This is a genomic window from Pseudobutyrivibrio ruminis AD2017 (assembly GCF_000424305.1).
Lineage (GTDB): Bacteria > Bacillota > Clostridia > Lachnospirales > Lachnospiraceae > Pseudobutyrivibrio > Pseudobutyrivibrio ruminis_B.
This window is the reverse complement of sequence record NZ_AUJQ01000003.1, coordinates 253,209-274,092: the sequence shown is the minus strand read 5'-3', so window position 1 is coordinate 274,092 and position 20,884 is coordinate 253,209. Positions and strand designations below refer to the sequence as shown.

Genomic DNA, 20,884 nt, shown 5'->3' with positions numbered 1-20,884 from the left:
TCCTTACTGCTCACCCATTCTGGCAAACATTAATCTAAATTCTTCTTCCTTTGACTTTGCCAAAGAAATGGTTATATCATCTATTTCCATTCCATCCTGAGCGAAATATAATCTCATAAAGAATGTCATAGCGCAGTTTTCAAATACAACTTCAACATTCTGCCAATCCTTGTCAGCACCTGTTAAAGTAACCATCTTTACAAGCTCCTTATCTCTGAAGATACTAAGTGGTATCTGCGCCAAATCGCTTGTGGCATTAGAGCGCACACGCATTGAAAGCTTGTAATCTCCTCTTTCCTTGAAGGAAACAGAAACTGTGTTACTGCTGTTTCTTGCAGTCTCAATCAAATCAGTAGAAATATGTGCACTACCGCTTTCATCGATTCTGCAATCTATAATATTGTCAAATTCTGTCTCATCATCCTCTGCCTCATTTGCAAGGTCTATATCTAATTCATTGTTTCTTTCAATGAATCTTGCAAATGTAGGTGTGTGTAATACAAACTGACAGATGTTTTTAGCACAAGTTTGAAGCTCACTTATATCTAAGCTTCCATCTGAAAGTGCATCCACAAGATTATCCTTGTTTGTGTTATCTTTCGCACTTTGTGTAACCATGTATAAATCATTTTGTGCTCTAACGATGGCTGCCATATCAGTAGAATCGCCACACTCAGCTTTTCCACCTTTTGCCCACCAGTCAGTCATTACAATACCTTCGAAGCCCCATTCGTTTCTAAGAATTCTTGTAACCAAATCGTAGCTTGAAGATGTGTAATAGCCATTTATTGAACCGTATGTTGTCATTACAGCAGTTGCCCCTGCTTCCTTAACAGCTATTTCAAAGCCCTTAAGATATAGCTCTCTGATGGCACGCTCACTGGCTACATGTTCTACAGTGTGGCGATATGCCTCCTGTGTATTCATGGCAAAATGCTTGATTGTTCCTGTCACACCCATCTTATGCATGCCCTTAAGCTGAGCTGCCGCATTCTTTCCTGTAACAAATGGGTCCTCACTGAAATACTCAAAGTTACGTCCATTAAGAGGATTTCTGTGAAGGTTCATACCAGGTCCAAGCAAAACATCAATCTTATTCTTTCTAAGCTCTAAGCCCTCGTAATTATAGAGCTTTTCTGTTAAATCCAAATTCCACATACATGCAAGCAATGTGCCGTTAGGCATAGCAAATGCCTTCTTGCCGGAATCCATTCTGATACCAGAAGGTCCATCTGTACAACAGCATGTAGGAATTCCTTTTGCAACAAGGGAATCTGTAACGCCTGCAAAAGCTCCACCACAGCCTGGTGTTACCTTAGGAGAGCTCATGCCCTCTCCTCTGACAATGGCGCAAAGCTCCTCTTCGCTAAGCTGTCCTATAAATTCATCCAATGTGCAGTTGTTATCTAAAACATCAACAAGCTTAAAGTCTGAATCTGTTTTAGCTATAGGTGCCTTAATATTAGCTTTTCTAATATCAGTAGCATCCACAGTGGCCTTTGGCACATCCTCGTATGAAATGCTAAAGCCGTCCTCACAAGCCTCTGGCTTAATACGTGTGAAATCAATCTGTGGCGCAAGAGCTTCTGTCAACTGCTCTACCACCTTAGTTCTTCCCACATTATATGTACCGATTCTTGTAAGATTTCTTATGTTTTCACCTACATAAAAGACATAGGTGCCTTCCTCTAATACGTATGCGTTCTTATGGCCGGTTACTCCGCTATCGTCGAAGCTTGCCATCTGATAATTCGTAAATACGATATCAACTATTTCGCTTTCGTCAGCCTTAAGCTCTTTTGTTTTGGCAAAGCCTACAAGCTCAAGAGCTGGTTTTCCAAGCTTACCTTGGGGTTTTGATACATAAGCCTGAACCACCTGCTTGCCCTTGTAGTCGCCAATGTTTGTTACTGTAACTGAAACCTTTACCTGGCCATCATCAACAATAAATCCGTTAGAAAAAATGTCAAAGGATGTATAAGACAAGCCATATCCAAATGGATACATAACCTTGTCCTTTGCAAAGGTTTCAAAATATCTATAGCCTACATAAATATCCTCCTGCTGGATATTACGCTTGCTATCACCAAAATTATTTGTAGATGGGTAGTCCTCTATGTTGTATGCGATTGTATCTGTCAATCTTCCCGAAGGTGAAACTGCGCCCTTTAGTACATCTAAAACACCGTTTCCGCCCTCCTGGCCACCCTGCCAGATATAAGCTACTGCAGATGGATTGTATTTATCCACCCACTTCATATCGATAATATTTCCAACGTTTAACAATACGATGGTTTTCTCAAATGCCTTTGTTACGTTCTCAAGCATCTGCTGTTCATCATCTGTAAGTAAATAGCTACCCTTAGCGTTGCTATTATCCTGATCTTCACCTGCTGTACGTCCAATCAGAACAATAGCAACATCTGAATCTTCTCTTGCTTCAAGTGCCAATTCCTTTGTTACTGGCATTTCCTTTTGGAACCAAGGCTCTGCAGCCCAACCAGCACCTGCATCAAATGGGTTATCCTTTACCCAGTCTTCGTAGGTATTTCTTAAGTTGCTATTAATTTCCAGGGTGCCATCCTGTTCTATGGCTTCATAAACTCCAACCACATATCTTGTGTTTACCATTCCACCAGAACCAGTTCCACTCTTGTAGTAGTTAAACTGACTTCTTCCAAAGATTGCAACCCTTGTGCCTTCCTTAAGTGGTAATACCTTGGCATCGTTTTTGAGTAATACAACGCCTTCTGCAACTGCCTGTCTTGCTACCTTAGCAAACTCTGTAATATCGAAAATCTTGTTTGCCATAATGCTCTTTGTTCCTCTCTTTTCTAAGAATTACGAGAAAAGCGATTTAAAGAATTCAATGATTGCCTTGAAGAAATTGATTATTGCACCAAAGAAGCCTACCTGCTCCTTCTTATCAGCTACTTTAGCTGGTTCTGGCTCTTCTATCTTTTCTATCTTTTCTTCTGAGGCCTTGTTGGAATCTACTGACTCCTCTTTTTCTGATTCTTTTGTCTCTTCTACTTCTGTTGTTATTTCTTCTGTGAACTTAGTCTGATTTTTTGTTGAATCAGCTTTAGCCTGATGCTTCTCGTTAACAGTATTATCTGTCTTTGTATTATTATTTACAACAGCCACATTTCCTGCTAATGGTGTATTATTATTAGCTATCTTTTTTGGAGCTGGCTGTGACTGTGATGGCTGTGACTGTGATGGTTGCGACTGTGATGGCTGTGACTTAGCTGGCTCAGCCTTTGGCTGCTGTTCATCAGTAAGCTCGATTAAGCTGATATCATCAATGTAGATGTCATGCTTATCTGTAATTCTGATACCATCAACAGAACCCATTGTGATGTTGAATCTTGTGTTAGGGTCCGTCTCACTTTCCATTACAAAATCATGAGTAAATGTCTTCCACTCATTTCCAATTTCAACAGAGCCTGTACCACTGTAGTTCGTCCAATTGCCTTCAAACTCCTGAAGTGAATATTTGATTATTCTATCAATAGAAGACTTAGCCTTAAATGAAACTCTATATTTCTTGCCCTTTTCAAGCTTGATTCCATCCTGGTTTAGCTGAATGTACCAGCAGTTGTCATCTGTATCTGCAACTGTGTCATCTATTGTAATTGCAAAAGCATTATCATTTCCATTCATGTTGTCGATGACATAGTTTGCCTTTACTGAATCGTAGATGTAAGGATTAAACCCAGCAAGTCCAGCATTAAATGAACCATTCTTAAGCAATGCTGCCTCAGCCAAAAATGCATTATCAATGTAATACTCACCTGGCTTCGTAAATACAAATTCAACATTTGAATCCTTACGCTCAACATTCTTATCTAACACAAACTTATGAGCGTAGCTTGCATTCTTATCTGAAAGCTCTGGGGTAAAAGTCTTATCTGCAACATTAACAGTAAGACCATCCTTTACATTAGCGTATCCATTGAAGCTGATTTCGTACTGACCAGCATTAAGTGGTGAAAGCTCTTTCTGTGAAACAACAACAGGATTAGCCTTCGATGTACCCTCAGGCGCTACCACTTTAAGTACTCGTAAGTTTTTCTTATTAGTAACAGAAACTGCCTTTTTATTATTGCAATCCCAATAGCCCAGTCGATTTTCACCTTGATCAAACCCTCCATTGTAAATATAGTTACCATCTGGACGAATTGTCTTCGCATCGTCCTCAACAACTTCATCTCCTGATTTGTGAACAAGCTTTACATTCGAAATTGTAACTGCTGCTGTCGAATCCTGTTTACCTAAATTAAATTCAAGTGATCCGTTTGGATCAGTTTTTTCATCCATTGTAAATGTATATTTGTAAGACTGCTTTTCAGTTGTAACCGGCACTGATGTGTCCTTCAAATATCTCATCCAGCCTCTGTCTGGACCTTCAACATCTATAATGATATCTCTATCTTCATCTGCCACTGCATCAAATGTCAGCTCATATTCCCACCCCTTATACATTGGGATGTTCTGCTGTTTAAGCTGCACACTGTGTGGCTGTGAACCTACTGCAGATGGGTTAATTTTAATTTTGTTATCATCTACCTTATAATCAGTTCCCTTAGCATCGCTTTCCAAATGAAGCTTCCAATTATTATCATCAGCATTCTCAGCACCTTCAAATGCAATGTCCTTGCTGAAGTCTCCGTTGATAACGTAGTTACCATCTTCATCTGCTTCTCTAAACTTTACTGGCTCCTTTTCAGGACGCTTTACCTTTGATTCTTCCTTTTCATATTCTTCTGCAGATTTCTGATAAACTCTTACGTAATCCACTGCAAAGGAATCATCATTCATGTGCTCATAAACACTGTCATCTGGATAGCCAACCCAGCTTCCACCAACAGCAAGATTTAGTATGATGTAAAAATCCTGGTCGAATGGTGCTGGATATGTAACCTGACTGTTGTCATCACTTCCTGTGTACCAATCGTTTGTGCTAAACACCTTTTCATCATCTACATACCATGTGATAAGTCCTGGCTCCCAGTCTACTCTGTAGGTATGATATTCATCAGCAAAGCTTCCATCTGAAAGTACCTTGCTTCCCTGATTTTCCTTATGACCATTTCCTGCACTGTAGCCATAGTGAATGGTGTGATATGACTTTGAAACGTCCTGTCCCATAACCTCCATGATGTCTATCTCGCCACACTTAGGCCACTGTCCGTAAAGACCTTCGTCTGTAGCCATCAGCCAGAATGCTGGAAGATATCCCTTACCCTCAGGCACCTTTGCTCTGGCTTCGAATCTACCATAGGTGAAATCATGTAAGCCCTGTGTTGTAATACGGCCTGATGTTATTTCTCTTTTTCCATTGCTTCCTGACTGGCCGGCCATTTCAGTTTTTTCGATAGTAGATTTTGTTCCGGCATACCAGTTGTAGCCGTTATCAGGATCAAGCAAACTGATTTCTACCATTCTGTCTGCGCTTGCTGATGCATCCATGGAAAACTTATATGAATGACCACTTTCAAGCTTAAGACCGTTTTGCTGCAACTGGTAATTCCAGTTAGCATCTCCCGAATTATCTATGGTAAGAACTGCCTTGCCATCTTCGTATTTATATGAGCCTGCAGCTGGCGATGTGATACCGCAGTACCAATCATCTCCGTTTGAAAAGCTTCCGTTTCTTACAAGCTCCTTATCCTCTGTTGTATCGATTAAAGATACATTTGAAAGCTTTACTGTAGCCTTTGCATTTCCAGCTTCCGAATCATCTATCTTTCCAAAATTAACCTGAAGAGCAATTGTATCAGATGTTTTTTTATCATCCCCTACTGTGAAATCAAAGCTTACATTTGTAATCTTTTCTTCTGCAGTTTTCTCTTCCCCTTCAGTTTCTTTTTCTTCCACATGAGGCTTGATGACCATCTTGCCATTTTTTACCTCGATGTTTCCTTCATCTATACCTGTATATCTTTGAAGCTCCGAATTAACCCAGCCTGGCTCATGCTTTTCAACATTCCAGTCCTTTAAATTCAAGCTATCCCCATCAAATTCATCGTTCCATACCAGGCTGTAGCCTTCATCTGAATACTTATCCTCAAGACCATCCGCACTGGTCTCTTTGGCTTGCACAGGAAAAGCTGTAGCAGCCATCATACTGGCCATCCCCAAAGCCAGTACGCACTTTCCGCGTCCCAATTTCATTACACATTCTCCTTTCATTTTAGAAATGATATGGTTATGATAAAAAATTTAATACTAGTTTTATATCGAAAATGAACTTTTTTTATCAAAATCATTCAATAAAAAAACGCCAGCCCTTTCGGACTGACGTTTAATCTGTTCTTCATTATTCTATAGTAAAGTAGCTAATCTTTTCATAAAGCTTTTTGGGTAAATCAGTAATGATTACTATTTTACTATTGACTTTTCATTCATCTCTGCTATTATAAATATAGTCACTATTAATTTTTCGGATTGGCGGTGTTATATGAATTATAGTAGGCAACGTGAATCAATAAAAGAATATTTAATGTCAACCCAGGAGCATCCTACGGCCGATGTTATATATCAGCATGTTAAGGAGAATTACCCTAAAATCAGCCTGGGCACAGTCTACAGAAATCTCACTCTTCTCGTTGATTTAGGGGAGGTTAGAAAGATTTCCACTGGTGACGGAACAGAGCATTATGATGCAGATACATCAGCTCATAGTCACTACTATTGTAGATGCTGTCACAGGGTAATGGATTTGGAGGTTACACCTAGTGTTGACCAGATTCTTTCTGCTTCTTCTGCGGGTCTTGGCACAGTTGAAATGGCAAGCTTGCTATTCACTGGCGTGTGCAAAGACTGTATTTTAGAGCAGGATAATAATTAATAGTGAAATCAGTAATGATTATTATATTTTACACAATGAAAGGAGTCTAGTTATGGCAAAGTATGTATGTTCAGTATGTGGTTACGTTTATGAGGGGGACAATCCTCCAGAAGAATGTCCTGTATGTCACGCAGACGCTGACAAATTCAAAGAGGTAGAGGGCGAACTTAAGCTTGCTGCAGAGCATGAATTTGGCATCTATGCAAAGACAGTTAAGAACAATCCAGATATCACAGATGAAGATAAGAAATATATATTAGATCAGTTAAAGTCTAACTTTACTGGCGAGTGCTCAGAGGTTGGTATGTACCTTTGCATGGCACGTGTAGCTCACAGAGAGGGCTATCCTGAAATTGGCTTATATTGGGAGAAGGCCGCTTTTGAAGAGGCTGAGCACGCTGCTAAGTTTGCAGAGCTTTTAGGCTCAGAGCTTGAAGTTAACATGACAGATTCTACAAAGAAGAATCTTGCATGGCGTGTTGATTGCGAATACGGTGCTACAGCAGGTAAGTTCGACCTTGCTGCTTGCGCTAAGAAGAACAACCTTGATGCAATCCATGATACAGTTCATGAGATGGCTCGTGACGAAGCAAGACATGGCAAGGCCCTTGAAGGTCTTTTAAACCGTTACTTTAAGTAAAATAAAAAGTCATAAAGAACTGCCCTCCCTTCTGGGAGGGCAATTATTATGGGGATTAAAAGGGAATTAATTCTTTTTTCTGAGTGTCACATACAGCATAATGCTAGCTGCTGCAATTGTGAGGATTATAATCCATACGAAATAACAAATACCAAATAATGTAGGGCACAGATGACATAACTGGCACTTTTCTGGAACTGTAAGATTAACATTTACAGCTACTGGCACTTCACTAACATCATCAAACATCAATGCATAGGTAGAGAACTGACCTGTTGAAATTGTGATAGTATCATCGTCATCATCCAAATCTTCAAGTAATGTGCTTACACCTTCGTGTGCACGCATGATGTAATATGTATCCGATAAGCCCTTATAGTTTTCTGGAATATCTACAATAATATCAATAGGGTCTGTATCAGTAATCTGATTCCAATCGCTATCATCTATTCTCATAAACATACTGATATCTATATAATCTGCCATTGCAAGATTTGGCTTTTCTTCTACAAGCGCTGCTACACCATCAGTGATAACCTGCTTGTCAAATTCAGGGATTGTCTCATCATCAAGAGGAATAACCTCAACCTTAATTTCAAGAATGCTTCCTGATGCAACCATTGCATACTGTTCCTCTGTAAGGATAGATTTTGCAACTGCCTTTGCATCTGCAAGACCTGCAGTATTTCTTGAATCTACAGGTGTCTCCAATTTGACAACTATAGCACCTTCACCCATAACAAGTGCTATTGGTTTTTCCTTTACAGGAACCTTTTCATTATCTTCTGCATCAGTTTCTGATGTCTCACCACTTAACATGGCTTCATCTGCCAACTTAACAATTTCGCCACCTGTTTCATTAAGCTTATCTAAAAGCTTACGCTTAGAATCATCTGTCATTTCACCCCAGATATCTCCGCGATCAATGATATTTCCTTTATCAATTGTTTCCTCTATTTTTTCTGACTCTAAATCACCTGTAACAAGCTTCTGTACGGCATTAGGAAGCTCAAGCTCTCTTTCCTCTGTCTGTGTATCAACTTCCAAAAGCTCTAAAGCTGCTGCTTTTGTTGTTTTTGTTGTTTCTTCTGTTGTGAAGTTAACAAATGATGGTGCTGGTGCAGCCTTTGTTGTAATAGGAATTGCTATCCAATATGGTTCATCATTTTTGCCCTGCACGTATAAGCGCAATACACCTGTAGTACCTGACTTACTCTCTGAAATATCGTATGCAACCTTTCCATCAATAATTTTTACATCATTAATATAGTTCTTTATATCACCTAAAGCTTCATACCTAATTAATTCAGGATCCTTGCAAAGCTCAGGAATATCAATTACGCCTTCTTTTGTAGACTCAGCTGGGATATTATAATTTTGCTCAAGCTCAACATAGTTTCTCTTCTGCTTATTTATAGTAACTGTATAAGAACCATAGGTAGTTCTGCAGCCATCCTTTATAGCCTTGTAATATACTGTGTATGTTCCGGCATCTGTGAATTTTGGCTCTGTAGCAGAGTATGGCATATCAGGGCTTGTACTATATGTAATCTTTACACCATCATCATCTGACTCAACTGCTGTTTCCTTTGCTGCGCCGTCATAATCTACAACTGTATTTTCATGAGGCTTTACTGTAGCTGTAGGCTTCAATGTAACAGTAATTCCCTTTGAAGGCAATGATGCTGGGGCTTTGTTTGTAGCCTTAACACGAGTCTTCAAAGTGTAATCGCCTGCGTCCAAGCCATCAAATGTGTGGCTCTGGTTTTCGTTCAAGCCAATCCATTCATCTACATTACTATCTTCACCTGCTATACCGTATTCCTGGCCGTTTGTACCAGCAGTGATTGTAATAGAATCATCTGTAGTAACGATCAAATCCTTACCTACTTCCTCTGGCTTTGATGCATCACCATCATCAAGAGTACCTGTAGAATCAATTTCTGTTGGTGTAGGTCTGTCATTAACATCTATATCCGTTGTGCTGGTTACATCTTCTTCAGTCAAAGAAATGTGCACAGTCTTTCCTAATAAGCTATATTCTTTATCAGATGTATCTTTTCCTTCGAACTTAATTTGGCCTTCGCTATTTGCCTTAACCTTGTAAACTGTGCTTGTCTCATCACCCTCGATAGTTACATCGTAAGTTGTATCTGGTTCAAAGCCTTCGATTACTTCCTTTGCATAGTTAACCTTTCCTGAAAGCTGTGAGAATGTTCTGCTTACGTCAGGATCAAGACTTGAGTAATATGATAAAGTTGTTGACTCTCCTGCCTTAAGAGTGCCGCAGGCAAATGTAATGGCGATACCTGTGTCACGCTTGTTAAATCCATCAATACCTGAGTATGAAGCTTCCACTGGTACTGTTGGGATACTGTCAGAATCCATCCATAATGATTCATCGTAAGCACTACTTACTGCAAGATCATTAATAATTGCTGCTCTTGCGCGCTCATCAAATGCTGCAAAGAAGAAGCCTTCCTGTGTTTCACCACCTTTTGCAACTACCATTGCACATTGATCTGGAGTATAAGCTATTTTGCTGTTTGGATTACTAATCACCTTATTATATGTGTCATATCTACCATTAAGATCTGCATCCTGGTCAGGGTCAAATGCTCTAACCCATCTAACATCAGTAATATCTTTTCCTGTATTATTTGTAATTACTACATCTGTGATAAAAAACATATCATTCTCATTGAATGATATAGTCATTTCCATATCAACACCATCTTTAGTTGTACCTGTTGTAACAGATTTAAGCAATCCTGCTGCAACATTGGATTTATCAACAGTTGTTGGAGCTACCTTTGGAGATTCCCACGAACCATCACATCTTTCAGCATTGTTATTACTTACTGCTTTTCCATCAATCTTATAACCTAAAATATATTGCTCTGCAGGGTTACCTGGTAAGAAGAAATCACCTGTAGTAGATGTATTTCCATTTTCAAAGCCGTCACCATCTACACTAAGACCAAGGGTAGTTCTTTCTATTGGATGGAACTTGCTTTTATTTTCTGCAGATGGTTCACCTGCTGTACCAAAGGAACCAGTCTTTGCAACACCTACTTCAATATAATTACCACCAAGGAATACATCACCTTTACTATTAGTATCACTGTGTGCACCTACAAGGCCTGGGTCATCTGTAACTACAATATCAAAACTTGTGCCATTATCCATAGTTACAACTAATGATTCTTCCGAGGTAAATGCCTTAAGTGAAACTATGTACCAGTCCCCTGCTTCACTTTCTACGAAGCCACCAATACCTGCGCCCTGGTTTTCTTCCTGTTTAACAAATCTTTTTGCGTAGAATAAACTTTCATCAGAGCTTTCTGCTGATACTACATTTCCTTCTATTCCTATGTAATCAAGAATTTCAGAAAGTAAAACAATAGTTCCGCCCTTCATTACATACTGCAAACCGTTGTATGTGAATTCTACTGTATAGAATGAAAAGCCTGTTGTCTCAGCTTCTACAATATTATCTGTATTTTCAGTTTCAAGCTTCTCAGCTACTGGTGCAGCTGGATTTGCATCACTAATATGATAGATATCTGCCTCAAGGTACTCAGCCCTTGCTTCCTCCATGGCAAACTCTACCTTAACTGTTCCTTTAGTTGTGTCTGGCTGAATTTCCACACCATCTGAATTAAGTACCTTAATATCAAATGTATAAGAAGAAGCAACGTTTGCTGACTCACGCTCTGCCTCTACAGCTACCTCTGCGACTTCTGTCTCCTCAGCTGTTGCTGCTCTTGCTGTGAGAAGTGCTCCCTCAGGAAATACTCCTTCATCTGCCTTAACTGTAATTACAACACCGTCAACAACTACGCTCTGTCTAAAGCTTGCAGATGTACCATTTGTTCCAATGATAACTTTAATTGTTGGAACAGGTGCAGATATTATATAGGAAGTAGGAATGTTTGCTACATACACATAGCTTGCGCCCTCAATACTAGAATCAAATGTAGGATTAGTGCTATTTAAAGCATCGATTGTCCAGGTCACACCTGTAAGTGTAATCTCTGAAGTTGATGTGATTGTCTCTATGCGCTGTACAGTCTGCATAACAGGCTCTTCTGGTTCTTCTATAATTGTTTCCTCAGCAGCTTTTACAACCATTGCTGGGAATATTTTATCTATAATAAATGCTACAGGATCCGCTGGAACATCTGTTGCTGGTGCTTCTGTTACTGGAGTTTCTGCTGGAATCTCCACTGGTGTTTCAACTGGTGCTTCTACTGGTGTTTCTACTGGTGTTTCTTCTGATGTAGGTTCAGTCTCAGCTGGAGTAGATGGCTCTGTTGGTGCTTCTGTTGGTTCTTCTATTAGTTCTTCTACAACCTCTGGTGCAGGAATTTCCAAATCTTCTGTTGGTTCAGTAGCTGGCTCTTCTTCAGGCATTTCAGCTGGTTCAGTTTCTGTAGCTTCAACTGGCTCTTCTTCAACTGTTTCTTCTTCTACTGGCACCTGCTCTTCTATGATGACTTCTTTAGTTGTTTCAACTGTAGCAGTAAAGGAATCTGGGAAAATAATATCTTCTTCCTTTGAACCAAGTTCCATGTACTGAACAGCTACGTTATCATCAATTGCAGTAATTGAAGTAATAGCTGATGCGCCATCTGTAGTAATTTCTTCAGCATATGCAATGGCAGGATTGAAACACATTGTTAATGACATTGAAGATGTTATAGCAAGCGCCAATGTTCTCTTTACTAAATTGTTTTTTAAAAAAATTGTCTCACCCTTCATAATTAATACCCCTGATTTTTTATACCCTTTTAAACCTCTAAATCTATATAAATAAAAAAGCTCAAATGTTCAACTTTGACTAATCCAAAGTTACACATCTGAGCTTATTTATTGCTATTAAAAAAATCCCAAATTCCCCCTGTGTACCGCCAGTTATTTTTGTAATTCGAGTTGGGGGAATTCTAACCATAGACGCATCTCCTTTTCGCGTTACGTTATAAATGGCTTGCATTTTTAATATCATATCATGTTTGTAACGTTACTTTGTGACTAATCTATGATTTAATTATTGAAATTTTGTGTAGTTGCTAGCTTTTCTTTTGTCTTATATACTCCGCTAATCCAAGAAATGATATCGTTGAAATAGATACTATAGCGCATACCTCTTCATAAATACTTTGTCCCAAATATACACAGCCTGCTCCCACAACTATGCTGACTGTACACAAAATCCTGTGCATTTTCCTTCTCTTTTTCGCTGCTTTATCCTCTGCTGCCTGCTTATCCTCGTCGGTTATATCAAAATTCAAGGCCTCATCCTTTTGCATCAGCCCGATTGTAAGTAGGGATAAAAGAAAAACAAATATAATGATTAGATAGTAATAATTATCTGGTTTCCTAAAAAAATATTTCCATGATATCTCATCCCTATCTGTTTTGACAGATTCTTCTACATTATCTTTATTGCTTTCATCTATATCTTCCTCAAAGCCTTGTTCCACCATCGCAATCCTGTCTAATCTTCCAACAACAGCACACCTGCCATCTGTCGTTGCATTCTCGCAGGTTGTTAAAGCGATTATCTTATCATCTGCAGTAATACCAATATCTCTATAATTGGTTGCATTTTCCCTTACCCATTTTTGAAAGTCCCCCATCTCTTCCATCTCTTTTGCAGCGTAAAATATATTTTCATCATATGCGCTGCATTCAACACAAGCGTATAGCTTAATAGAATAGGTAGCATCAGGCAGATAAAGTATTCCCGAAGTATTATTTTTGAAAAAATCTGCATCCTTATATTTCATAACGTCCCCAAACATTCCACCGTTATAAATGTGATGGCCAAATAACAGATTGTATGGGTCGCTATAATCCTTGGCGTTTCTGGCAGAAAGAAAGATTGAGCCTGAAAGTTCAAAATCTCCGTAAACATTCTTATTTACATATTCATAATCGTCTTCTCCCTGCATGACAGGGTAATCTATTTTAGTTCCATCAATTGTAATCCAGGAAGTAGTATCTTCATTTATTGCTAAAAGCTCCCTAAAGGTTAGTCTGTTATCAGTATCGCCCCCAGAAAATGTGGGATGCAAATCAATTATCTCAGAATCCAAATAAGAATCGTTGTATATCTGGTATGTATACAAAAGAGAATAAATAGAGTAGACAAAAATCACTATAACAATAAAGAACGCAATAAGGCTAAGGGCAGCATTTGCGCCCCTAGCCATTTTACCTGGGATTACATACCCAGCCCTATCATCTTTTTCGATTTCCTTTGCTACGCTACTCATAGGCTACACTTCTTTGTATTTTCTATTGCTGAAAATAGCTAACAATAAAAGAGCAAGTCCCATCAATATGATGAATGGTAAGACTGTGAGGTTGATTCCTGTTGGTGGTAAATCTACCACTGCAACGTTTATAAAGCTCACTTTATTTGTTGTGTTGGAATCTGTAGCAGCTACGGTAATCACCTGACTTGAAGCATGTTCATATCCCTGTGCACTGGCCTCATTTGCATCCCAGGTTGATTTATTATAACCACCAACTTCAATCTTTAGCTTAGGCGCTACGTACACAAGCAATTTTCCTGCTGCATCAGGAGGACTAATCTGTGTTACTGTAAGGTTAAGCCCTACAGGACAGTTCAAAATAGTGCAATCAAAATCACCATACTTTTCATCTATCGCATATTGCCTTGTGTTGTTTTCATATTTATATGTGGCAGTTCCATTTGAAAAATTAATAGTATCAAAGGCTGTTGCTCCGCCAACCAAATTATTTTCAAAGGTTGCCGTATAATGGAATGGTGAGTTTCTTCCATTCCTATCTATTATAGAGTTAGATATAGTCACATCGGCGACGTTGTATTTAATGGTAGTACCCGCTCCGATAGTTGGCTTTGTACTAGTAGATGTTATGGTACTATCAAGACTGGTATTATTGCTAACCAATTTATTATTATCTTTATCTACAAGAACAACGCCATTAACTGCCCCATTATCCACATAAAAATCCAGGAAAATCTTGTTAGAATCCTGAGTCATATCTGGTAATGTAAACATTCCACCAAAGGAATTGTCAGTGTCATCGTAAAGGAATATCTGATATCGGTACATTCCAGTTTTCCCATTAAACCAGCTATCATAATATCCAAAGGATGCAGAATTAAATTCATATATTTTATCCGAATCAAATTTGTCTGATGAATCCGTCAATTTAAAATTACCACTAATCCATTTTCCACCTCCTGGGAAATCGCCCGTTGCAAAATCATAAGGATGATATCGATCACTTGCATCAGTCAGTGGTTTAGCCACAATATATGCATCAAAAGCAGGAATGTGAGCGCTTTCACCATTTTCTGGTTTTGTAATATTGTTAACCTCTAATTTGGCAGGAATATTGATTGCATTAAATGTTTCACCAGTAGCCGAGAAACTGTTATCTGTTATGGTAGATGCATCCTCTGCCTCAACCTTTATAGGCTTAACCAACACACCTATAGTAATAAGTCCTACTACCAGTCCGCAGGTTAATATCATTGAAATTATGAGCTTCGAGACCTTCATGATTTCTCGCCTCCTTTCATCTGTTCTAATTCTTCCTTTAATTTTTCCAATTGTTTGTATGCCCAGTTATAATTTTTTCCAAGTCGGATTAGTTTACTAGTCAAAATCGTGTTTTTCTGTTCAAGTATGGCACACTGCCGATTGCATTCATCCTGTTGAAAGGCCAGTATCGTCCTGTACGCTTCATCTAATTTTTCAATTTGCTTCCACACATCTGCATCATCCACTCCACCTACAAGCACATGCTTGAACTTCATGTCTTTTAGGATGTCGGATATATCTTCCATTGTGGTAGGAATGTTATTTTCTACCTTCATAGCTTTCCCCTCCTTATGAGAGAAATCGCCTTTCCAACTATCTGGTTACCGGAAACTGGCCCATAATATCTGCTATCTAAGGCATTTTCTCTATTATCTCCTAATACGAAATATTGTCCTTCCTCTAACTTCACTGGATATTCCACACAATCCTCGTACGAATACGTCTTAGAATAGATTTCCTTCTCTATTTTATAATTATCATTTATATATAATCCGCCATCGGGCTTTATCTCTACTGAATCCCCTTCCTTTGCCACAACACGCCCTACGTGTTTTTCTCCTTCAACCTGGTAGATTATAATGTCGTCAGCAATGAATATGTTTCCTGGCCTGAATATCAACAGCAAATCTCCAGGGCTAATTCTTGGTGTCATTTCATCATTTGAAACTGCATATACCCCAAACAAACCATAAAAAACCAATACGATGAAGCCTATCAGCACTAATAATCGAGCCAAAAATATTTTCACCTCATGAATGTTTCTAATACGAGCTCTTATCCTTCTAATAGTCTTAAGAGTTGGCTCAGGCACTTTATTAACTTTGTCTGTTTGATATGCAACACTCTTATTCATCTTCCTCTACCTGTTTATTATGAAAAACAAAGGCAAGTCCTATGCATAAAATAATAAGAATAACAAACGGCACCACTACTACTTCTATTCCTGTAGGAACAGTGTCCTTCAACTCTTCCTCCAGCTCTTCATTGGTTTCTTCTTCTGCCAACTCTTCGTCTGTCTCTTCTTCATCTATAGCGTCTATATCATCAGCGCCATCTGTCTTGTCGGTGACATCATTAGCATTCGCTAATTCCTTTAATTCCTTTTCTTGCAGCAAATCTTCTTCATTTTGTAACTTATCATCTACGTTCAATTCTGTTGATGATTTATTATCTGATGGAGTCTGCGCTTCTCTTTCAAGCTCAGGCTGTGTTTTTGTATTGGTTTCATTAATCGTGTTTTCTATAGGTAGATTTGTATTTGTGTCTAAAGTATTTTCATCTATAGGATTCGGAGTTGTTTCTGTCTCATCCACAATTTCTTCCTGGTCAATTATTCCACCTAAATCATCCTGTTCTAAATTTCCTTCCACCCCAGCAGCTAAGGACAATGTACAAGTTTTTTCGATAGCAAAAACAATAACTAAAAGTGCTATTTTTGACCTCATATTGCCCTCCTTCCCCTAAAAAAATCGAAAAGCCCATAGAGCCGACTAATTTGCCAGCCCTATGAGCTCTAAAATCACTATTACATTTTTAATTAAATCACCCATAAACATTTACCACTTTCCCTTTAAAACAACGGGTTAACTTCATTTTATGGACTATCGGTTAAAAATATGTGAAGTTTTAGAATATTCACAATTTTTTGAGAATTCCTACACTAAATGTTCGTTAATACATCCCTATCTAATATAATTTGAATATGGGATGATTGCATTTTTTGAGCTATGCATCCCTATCTTAAAAAACAGGATATGGGATGATTAAATTTTTATACTGTGGCGTAACTACGCCGCCGATACGCTATGTTGTTGCATATCTCCTACAAATTAATATTTCACTTAAGGCTTCAGCAAAGATTCGCTTACAATACACTAATTTTCATAAAAATCATGCATCCCAAATGACCTTTTTTGCCAAATGGGATGCATACCTCAAAAATAAATTCCTAGAAAATAGATCAAAACTCTTCATTGAGATAAATTAGAGACCTTTTAAATACATAAAATAATCCTAGGTTGTCCCAATTTTTCTACTCTGTAAAATTAAAAAAAGAAAAAAGCTTGAGAATTCAACATTCTCAAGCTCTAATCATTAAAAATTATTATGCCGGCTGCGGGACTTGAACCTTAAACAGGGTTCACAAATACTATAAAATCAAGGAGGAAAAGCATGTCGGAAGTCTCGTTGCCCTTTTGGTTGCCCTTTTTTATATTCATATGAAGCTCATGAAAATATGAAAAATAATCTATTTGCCAATGGCTAAGGCCTGATATAAAATTTATGCTATAAGAATTTAGGAGGCATTTTTAATGACCGATAACAATATGAATAAACCAAGGGTTGTGAAATCACATGATCTTACTCTTGATAAAGATTATACAGAATGGATAATTGATCTTAAACAACGATATCGTAACTCTCAGGTTAAAGCTGCTGTTAAAGTAAATTCAGAGCAATTACTCTTTAATTGGCAGCTTGGCAGAGATTTAGTTATAAGAAAAGCTGAGGAAAAGTGGGGCACAGGTATCGTTGAGCAAATCAGTTTAGATTTGCAAGCAGAGTTTCCAAATGTAAAAGGTTTTTCTGCCCGCAACTTATGGAATATGAAAAAATGGTACACTTTCTATTCCACAAATGATTCTTTTGAATCTACAATCAGACAGTTAGATTCAATTCTTGATAATAATCAAAAACTGCAACAAGTTGCTGCAGAAATACACGAGACCTGTTCATCTGCAAAACTGCAACAGGCTGTTGCAGAAATTGAGTTTCCAACTGTTTTTAGTTTTGTTCCTTGGGGACATCACATCGAAATCATAACTAAATGTAAGGATGTAGATGAAGCTTTATTCTACATAAAACGAACTATAGAGCGTGGTCTTAGCCGATCGGCGCTGGATGATTGCATTAGAGCAGATTTATTTCATACTTCAGGTGCGGCTCTTACAAATTTCTCAGAGAAGCTTCCTGATGCTCAAGGAAAAATCGCTCAGGAGATTCTTAAAAGCAATTATGATTTAGGTTTTGTTACATTACCAGAGGGCTATGATGAAACTGATTTAGAAAATGTTATAGAAGCACGCATGACACGTTTCCTGCTGGAACTTGGAGAAGGCTGGGCCTTCATAGGAAGGCAAAAAGAAATAATTATAGCCGGGAAAACACGAAAAATTGATTTGCTTTTCTATCATATATACCTACGTTGTTATGTAGTTATAGAATTAAAAGTTACTTCTTTTGACCCAGAACATGCAGGCAAATTGAACTTTTACGTAAATGCGGTGAATGAATTTATACGAAAAGATAGTGATAATCCTACAATTGGCCTTTTAATCTGTAAAGATATGGATAAAACTGAGGTACAATTAGCATTTCAAGGTATAACTACTCCAATGGGTGTTGCTACATATGAGAATGTCAAAATTAAAGAGATACAGGAACACTTGCCTACAACTGAACAAATACAGCAGCAGATAGAAATAGCTGAAGAAGAATATAAGCAGAGGCAACAAAAGGATAAATGATTAACATAGAAATACAATACCAAAAATGACTCCCCGATAACTGGAAAGAAATGTACGACAGAATTAATTACTTGTAATTATGTATTTTTGAAATCAATTGATGTTTGCCTAACATAAAACAACGGTTTGTGCAGCTTTGATACTGAACAAACCGTTGTTATTTTATTATCAGTTTACTTGCTGACATATACTGTATTCTCATTAATCACTTCCTTAGATTCGCTTTCCTTCGCCTTAAAATAATTATCAAAGAGCGAATCCGCAGCATCCATGGTTTGTTGGCAAATAGAAGGTAGTTTTCTTCCCCAAGACTTACCTGCTAAACCAAATCCTTTATGCATTGCCTTTTGCATTTCATGCATTTTTTCTACATCATCACCAGCTAATGCGCTAGCAAAATCAAAAAGTCTCTGTGACGTTTGTTTTACGCCCCAATAACCATCTTCTCCAATATCAGCCTGAGCTTTGGCCTTTGTGGCAGCATCAACTTTGAAATTGCCGCCAGCTAACATTCGCCAAAAGCTGTCATCATTTGCTTTTCCAAATGTTCCAACTTGTCCTGAAATAGTCTTATTAACTAATTCAAGCATCTGCTGCTTCTGCTTTTCCATATTATCCTTTAATTGTTGTACTAGGGCAGCGCGGTCCTCTTTGCTCATCTTATTGATTTTGTATGAACCCGTTTCAGTTTTATCACCCTTTTCGTATGTAACCCCTTCATCATTCGATTTTTTATTTATACTGTTTATTCTTACTGGTGTTTCTGTATTCTCAATATTACTAGGTTCATTTGAAGTTAAAGCTGTAGGTGTTACATTCGAAATTCCATTTATATCTATACCCATAATAAATACCTCCATACAAAACTATTCTTTGAAGTCATACTTACTTTTTACTAAGTCATTTAGAGAATTAGAATAGCGTCCTTGTTTGTTATAAGAGCTTCTTACACCAGCAGCATTCGCAATTGAATTTCCCTTATTCATTAACTGCGAAGCATATGAATTATGGCCAGTGAATAGCGATTTAAGGGCTCCTATATCAGCCTTTTTTAACTGGTCCACATCTAACGAAAGCTTATTTCCCTTTCCAATATATATTCCTACTTTGTTAAGAGTTTTCTGATGTGCGGAAGTTGTTTTTGTCATCCACGCACCATTTCGTAAAACGCTTTTAGTGTTGGAATTACCTGCAGCTTCAACAGTACTGTTATAGTCTTCAATAAATGCATTTAAAGCCTTCTCAATATCCGACCAGTTATAATCTGATTTAGCTTTTTCTTCTCCTGTTAATTCATCTTTTTCTGTAATTGTTTTTTGTTCCCATAAGGATGCACTCATGAGCCTTTCAGAAGATTTGGATAAAGCACTTGCTGCTTCAGCCATTGCTGTTAACTTAGCCGAAGAGTCTTTTCCGGCATTGGCTTTCTGGGCTTTGTCCTGTGCATAATAAGCCTTCATTAGCTTTCCGTAAGTTCCACTTTTGATGAGTGAATAGTCGGATAGACTAAATGATCCACTGGAAACTTTAGGTGCTGATGCACTTAACCCATCTAAGAAATCATTTGAATAGTTTTGATTGTTCACGTTGTAGTTCTCGTCGAAATACTTGTGATTTGATACATAGTCGCTAATCCTTGCCATAATAATCGACCTCCTTGTCTATAACCCAATCCTTTTAAATACGATAATCAAATGGTATATAATTCACAGGAATCCTCTTTTCCTGTTCAAGTTTTTCTAACTCTTCTTCAGTCAGCATCATCTGATTCAACTCATCCTCGGATAGTATCTCTTCTGATGATTGCTGTAAGTCTTCAACCATTTCCTCAGTAACTTCTTCAACTGCATCTGTAAGATTATCCATTAATTCGTCAAGCAATCCGTCATTCTCAACGCCAGTTGCTTCTTCAATCATATCTTCACGACGCTCTTCAGGAGTCTTAGGTTCATTCTTTTCAGCAGCCTCAGCAATCTTTTCTGCGAGTTCCTGAGCCTCATCAAATACATGAAACATTTGAGCATTGTTGTATTCCATTTTTGCTGCCGCAATCTGATCCTCATATCCATGAAACATAGCAAGCTTTTTGGCGATTTCATCAATTGTGTCCGCTTTCATATTTTTCAGATTTTCTTTTTGCTGCTCAAAGAATGCTATTTTATTGTCCCTCTCTGCTTGTCTATTTAATCTATCTTGCGTACTTTTTAATCCAAGATTACCTAATAAATCTATGCCCTGTAACTTTATATTCATAGGC

The 20,884-nt window shown here is 38.1% G+C and carries 14 protein-coding genes; 3 read left to right on the top strand and 11 right to left on the bottom strand.

Annotation, left to right across the window (positions count from 1 at the left end; genetic code table 11):
• Positions 1-3: 3 nt before the first annotated feature.
• Positions 4-2,811, bottom strand: coding sequence for a glycoside hydrolase family 3 protein (locus G611_RS0101155; protein WP_028242039.1), 2,808 nt, complete (start codon positions 2,809-2,811; stop codon positions 4-6).
• 30 nt (positions 2,812-2,841) lie between these two features.
• The gene (locus G611_RS15055; RefSeq protein ID WP_051194999.1) at positions 2,842-6,180 is read right to left on the bottom strand and encodes a carbohydrate binding domain-containing protein; all 3,339 of its coding nucleotides are present in this window, start codon (positions 6,178-6,180) and stop codon (positions 2,842-2,844) included.
• A 286-nt stretch (positions 6,181-6,466) separates the two neighbouring features.
• On the opposite strand from G611_RS15055, the gene G611_RS0101145 reads away from it, so the two are divergent.
• On the top strand, positions 6,467-6,856 hold the full coding sequence (locus G611_RS0101145) for a Fur family transcriptional regulator (RefSeq protein ID WP_036947663.1): 390 nt from the start codon (positions 6,467-6,469) through the stop codon (positions 6,854-6,856).
• A gap of 52 nt (positions 6,857-6,908) precedes the next feature.
• Positions 6,909-7,496 (top strand): NADH peroxidase, encoded by a 588-nt coding sequence (locus G611_RS0101140; RefSeq protein ID WP_028242037.1) that lies wholly within the window; start codon positions 6,909-6,911, stop codon positions 7,494-7,496.
• Between the two features lie 66 nt (positions 7,497-7,562).
• Here the strand turns inward: G611_RS0101140 and G611_RS15050 are convergent, their stop codons facing one another.
• From G611_RS15050 to G611_RS0101105, 6 genes are all read right to left on the bottom strand, one after another.
• Positions 7,563-12,260, bottom strand: coding sequence for a hypothetical protein (locus tag G611_RS15050; RefSeq protein WP_051194998.1), 4,698 nt, complete (start codon positions 12,258-12,260; stop codon positions 7,563-7,565).
• A gap of 308 nt (positions 12,261-12,568) precedes the next feature.
• Positions 12,569-13,777, bottom strand: coding sequence for a class B sortase (gene srtB, locus G611_RS15045; RefSeq protein ID WP_051194997.1), 1,209 nt, complete (start codon positions 13,775-13,777; stop codon positions 12,569-12,571).
• Between the two features lie 3 nt (positions 13,778-13,780).
• Positions 13,781-15,058: a hypothetical protein gene (locus tag G611_RS0101120; RefSeq protein WP_028242036.1), complete on the bottom strand. Its 1,278-nt coding sequence runs from the start codon at positions 15,056-15,058 to the stop codon at positions 13,781-13,783.
• Positions 15,055-15,375 carry a hypothetical protein gene (locus G611_RS0101115; protein WP_028242035.1) on the bottom strand — a complete coding sequence of 107 codons (321 nt, stop codon included), beginning with the start codon at positions 15,373-15,375 and terminating at the stop codon, positions 15,055-15,057. Before G611_RS0101115 ends, G611_RS0101120 begins: the two co-directional genes overlap by 4 nt.
• A complete protein-coding gene (gene lepB / locus G611_RS0101110) occupies positions 15,372-15,953 on the bottom strand; it encodes a signal peptidase I (RefSeq protein WP_051194996.1) in 582 nt (193 codons plus the stop codon). The genes G611_RS0101115 and lepB overlap by 4 nt, the downstream gene beginning before the upstream one ends.
• Positions 15,946-16,545: a hypothetical protein gene (locus G611_RS0101105; protein WP_028242033.1), complete on the bottom strand. Its 600-nt coding sequence runs from the start codon at positions 16,543-16,545 to the stop codon at positions 15,946-15,948. The genes lepB and G611_RS0101105 overlap by 8 nt, the downstream gene beginning before the upstream one ends.
• An 867-nt stretch (positions 16,546-17,412) precedes the next feature.
• On the opposite strand from G611_RS0101105, the gene G611_RS0101095 reads away from it, so the two are divergent.
• Positions 17,413-18,627, top strand: a complete 1,215-nt coding sequence (locus G611_RS0101095; RefSeq protein ID WP_028242031.1) for a PDDEXK nuclease domain-containing protein — start codon at positions 17,413-17,415, stop codon at positions 18,625-18,627.
• Between the two features lie 173 nt (positions 18,628-18,800).
• Here G611_RS0101095 and G611_RS0101090 read toward each other — a convergent pair whose 3' ends face one another.
• Genes G611_RS0101090 through G611_RS0101080 form a run of 3 tightly spaced genes read right to left on the bottom strand, consistent with a single transcriptional unit; the run spans position 18,801 to position 20,880 of the window.
• Positions 18,801-19,472, bottom strand: a complete 672-nt coding sequence (locus G611_RS0101090; protein ID WP_028242030.1) for a hypothetical protein — start codon at positions 19,470-19,472, stop codon at positions 18,801-18,803.
• A 21-nt stretch (positions 19,473-19,493) separates the two neighbouring features.
• Complete coding sequence (locus G611_RS0101085; protein WP_028242029.1) at positions 19,494-20,270, bottom strand: hypothetical protein; 777 nt, start codon at positions 20,268-20,270, stop codon at positions 19,494-19,496.
• 34 nt (positions 20,271-20,304) lie between these two features.
• Complete coding sequence (locus tag G611_RS0101080; protein WP_028242028.1) at positions 20,305-20,880, bottom strand: hypothetical protein; 576 nt, start codon at positions 20,878-20,880, stop codon at positions 20,305-20,307.
• Between the last annotated feature and the right edge of the window lie 4 nt (positions 20,881-20,884).

Coding starts and splice junctions, on each gene's coding strand:
- G611_RS0101155 (WP_028242039.1), bottom strand. CDS start 2,811: ATGGCAAACAAGATTTTCGATATTACAGAGTTTGCTAAGGTAGCAAGA.
- G611_RS15055 (WP_051194999.1), bottom strand. CDS start 6,180: ATGAAATTGGGACGCGGAAAGTGCGTACTGGCTTTGGGGATGGCCAGT.
- G611_RS0101145 (WP_036947663.1), top strand. CDS start 6,467: ATGAATTATAGTAGGCAACGTGAATCAATAAAAGAATATTTAATGTCA.
- G611_RS0101140 (WP_028242037.1), top strand. CDS start 6,909: ATGGCAAAGTATGTATGTTCAGTATGTGGTTACGTTTATGAGGGGGAC.
- G611_RS15050 (WP_051194998.1), bottom strand. CDS start 12,260: ATGAAGGGTGAGACAATTTTTTTAAAAAACAATTTAGTAAAGAGAACA.
- srtB (WP_051194997.1), bottom strand. CDS start 13,777: ATGAGTAGCGTAGCAAAGGAAATCGAAAAAGATGATAGGGCTGGGTAT.
- G611_RS0101120 (WP_028242036.1), bottom strand. CDS start 15,058: ATGAAGGTCTCGAAGCTCATAATTTCAATGATATTAACCTGCGGACTG.
- G611_RS0101115 (WP_028242035.1), bottom strand. CDS start 15,375: ATGAAGGTAGAAAATAACATTCCTACCACAATGGAAGATATATCCGAC.
- lepB (WP_051194996.1), bottom strand. CDS start 15,953: ATGAATAAGAGTGTTGCATATCAAACAGACAAAGTTAATAAAGTGCCT.
- G611_RS0101105 (WP_028242033.1), bottom strand. CDS start 16,545: ATGAGGTCAAAAATAGCACTTTTAGTTATTGTTTTTGCTATCGAAAAA.
- G611_RS0101095 (WP_028242031.1), top strand. CDS start 17,413: ATGACCGATAACAATATGAATAAACCAAGGGTTGTGAAATCACATGAT.
- G611_RS0101090 (WP_028242030.1), bottom strand. CDS start 19,472: ATGGGTATAGATATAAATGGAATTTCGAATGTAACACCTACAGCTTTA.
- G611_RS0101085 (WP_028242029.1), bottom strand. CDS start 20,270: ATGGCAAGGATTAGCGACTATGTATCAAATCACAAGTATTTCGACGAG.
- G611_RS0101080 (WP_028242028.1), bottom strand. CDS start 20,880: ATGAATATAAAGTTACAGGGCATAGATTTATTAGGTAATCTTGGATTA.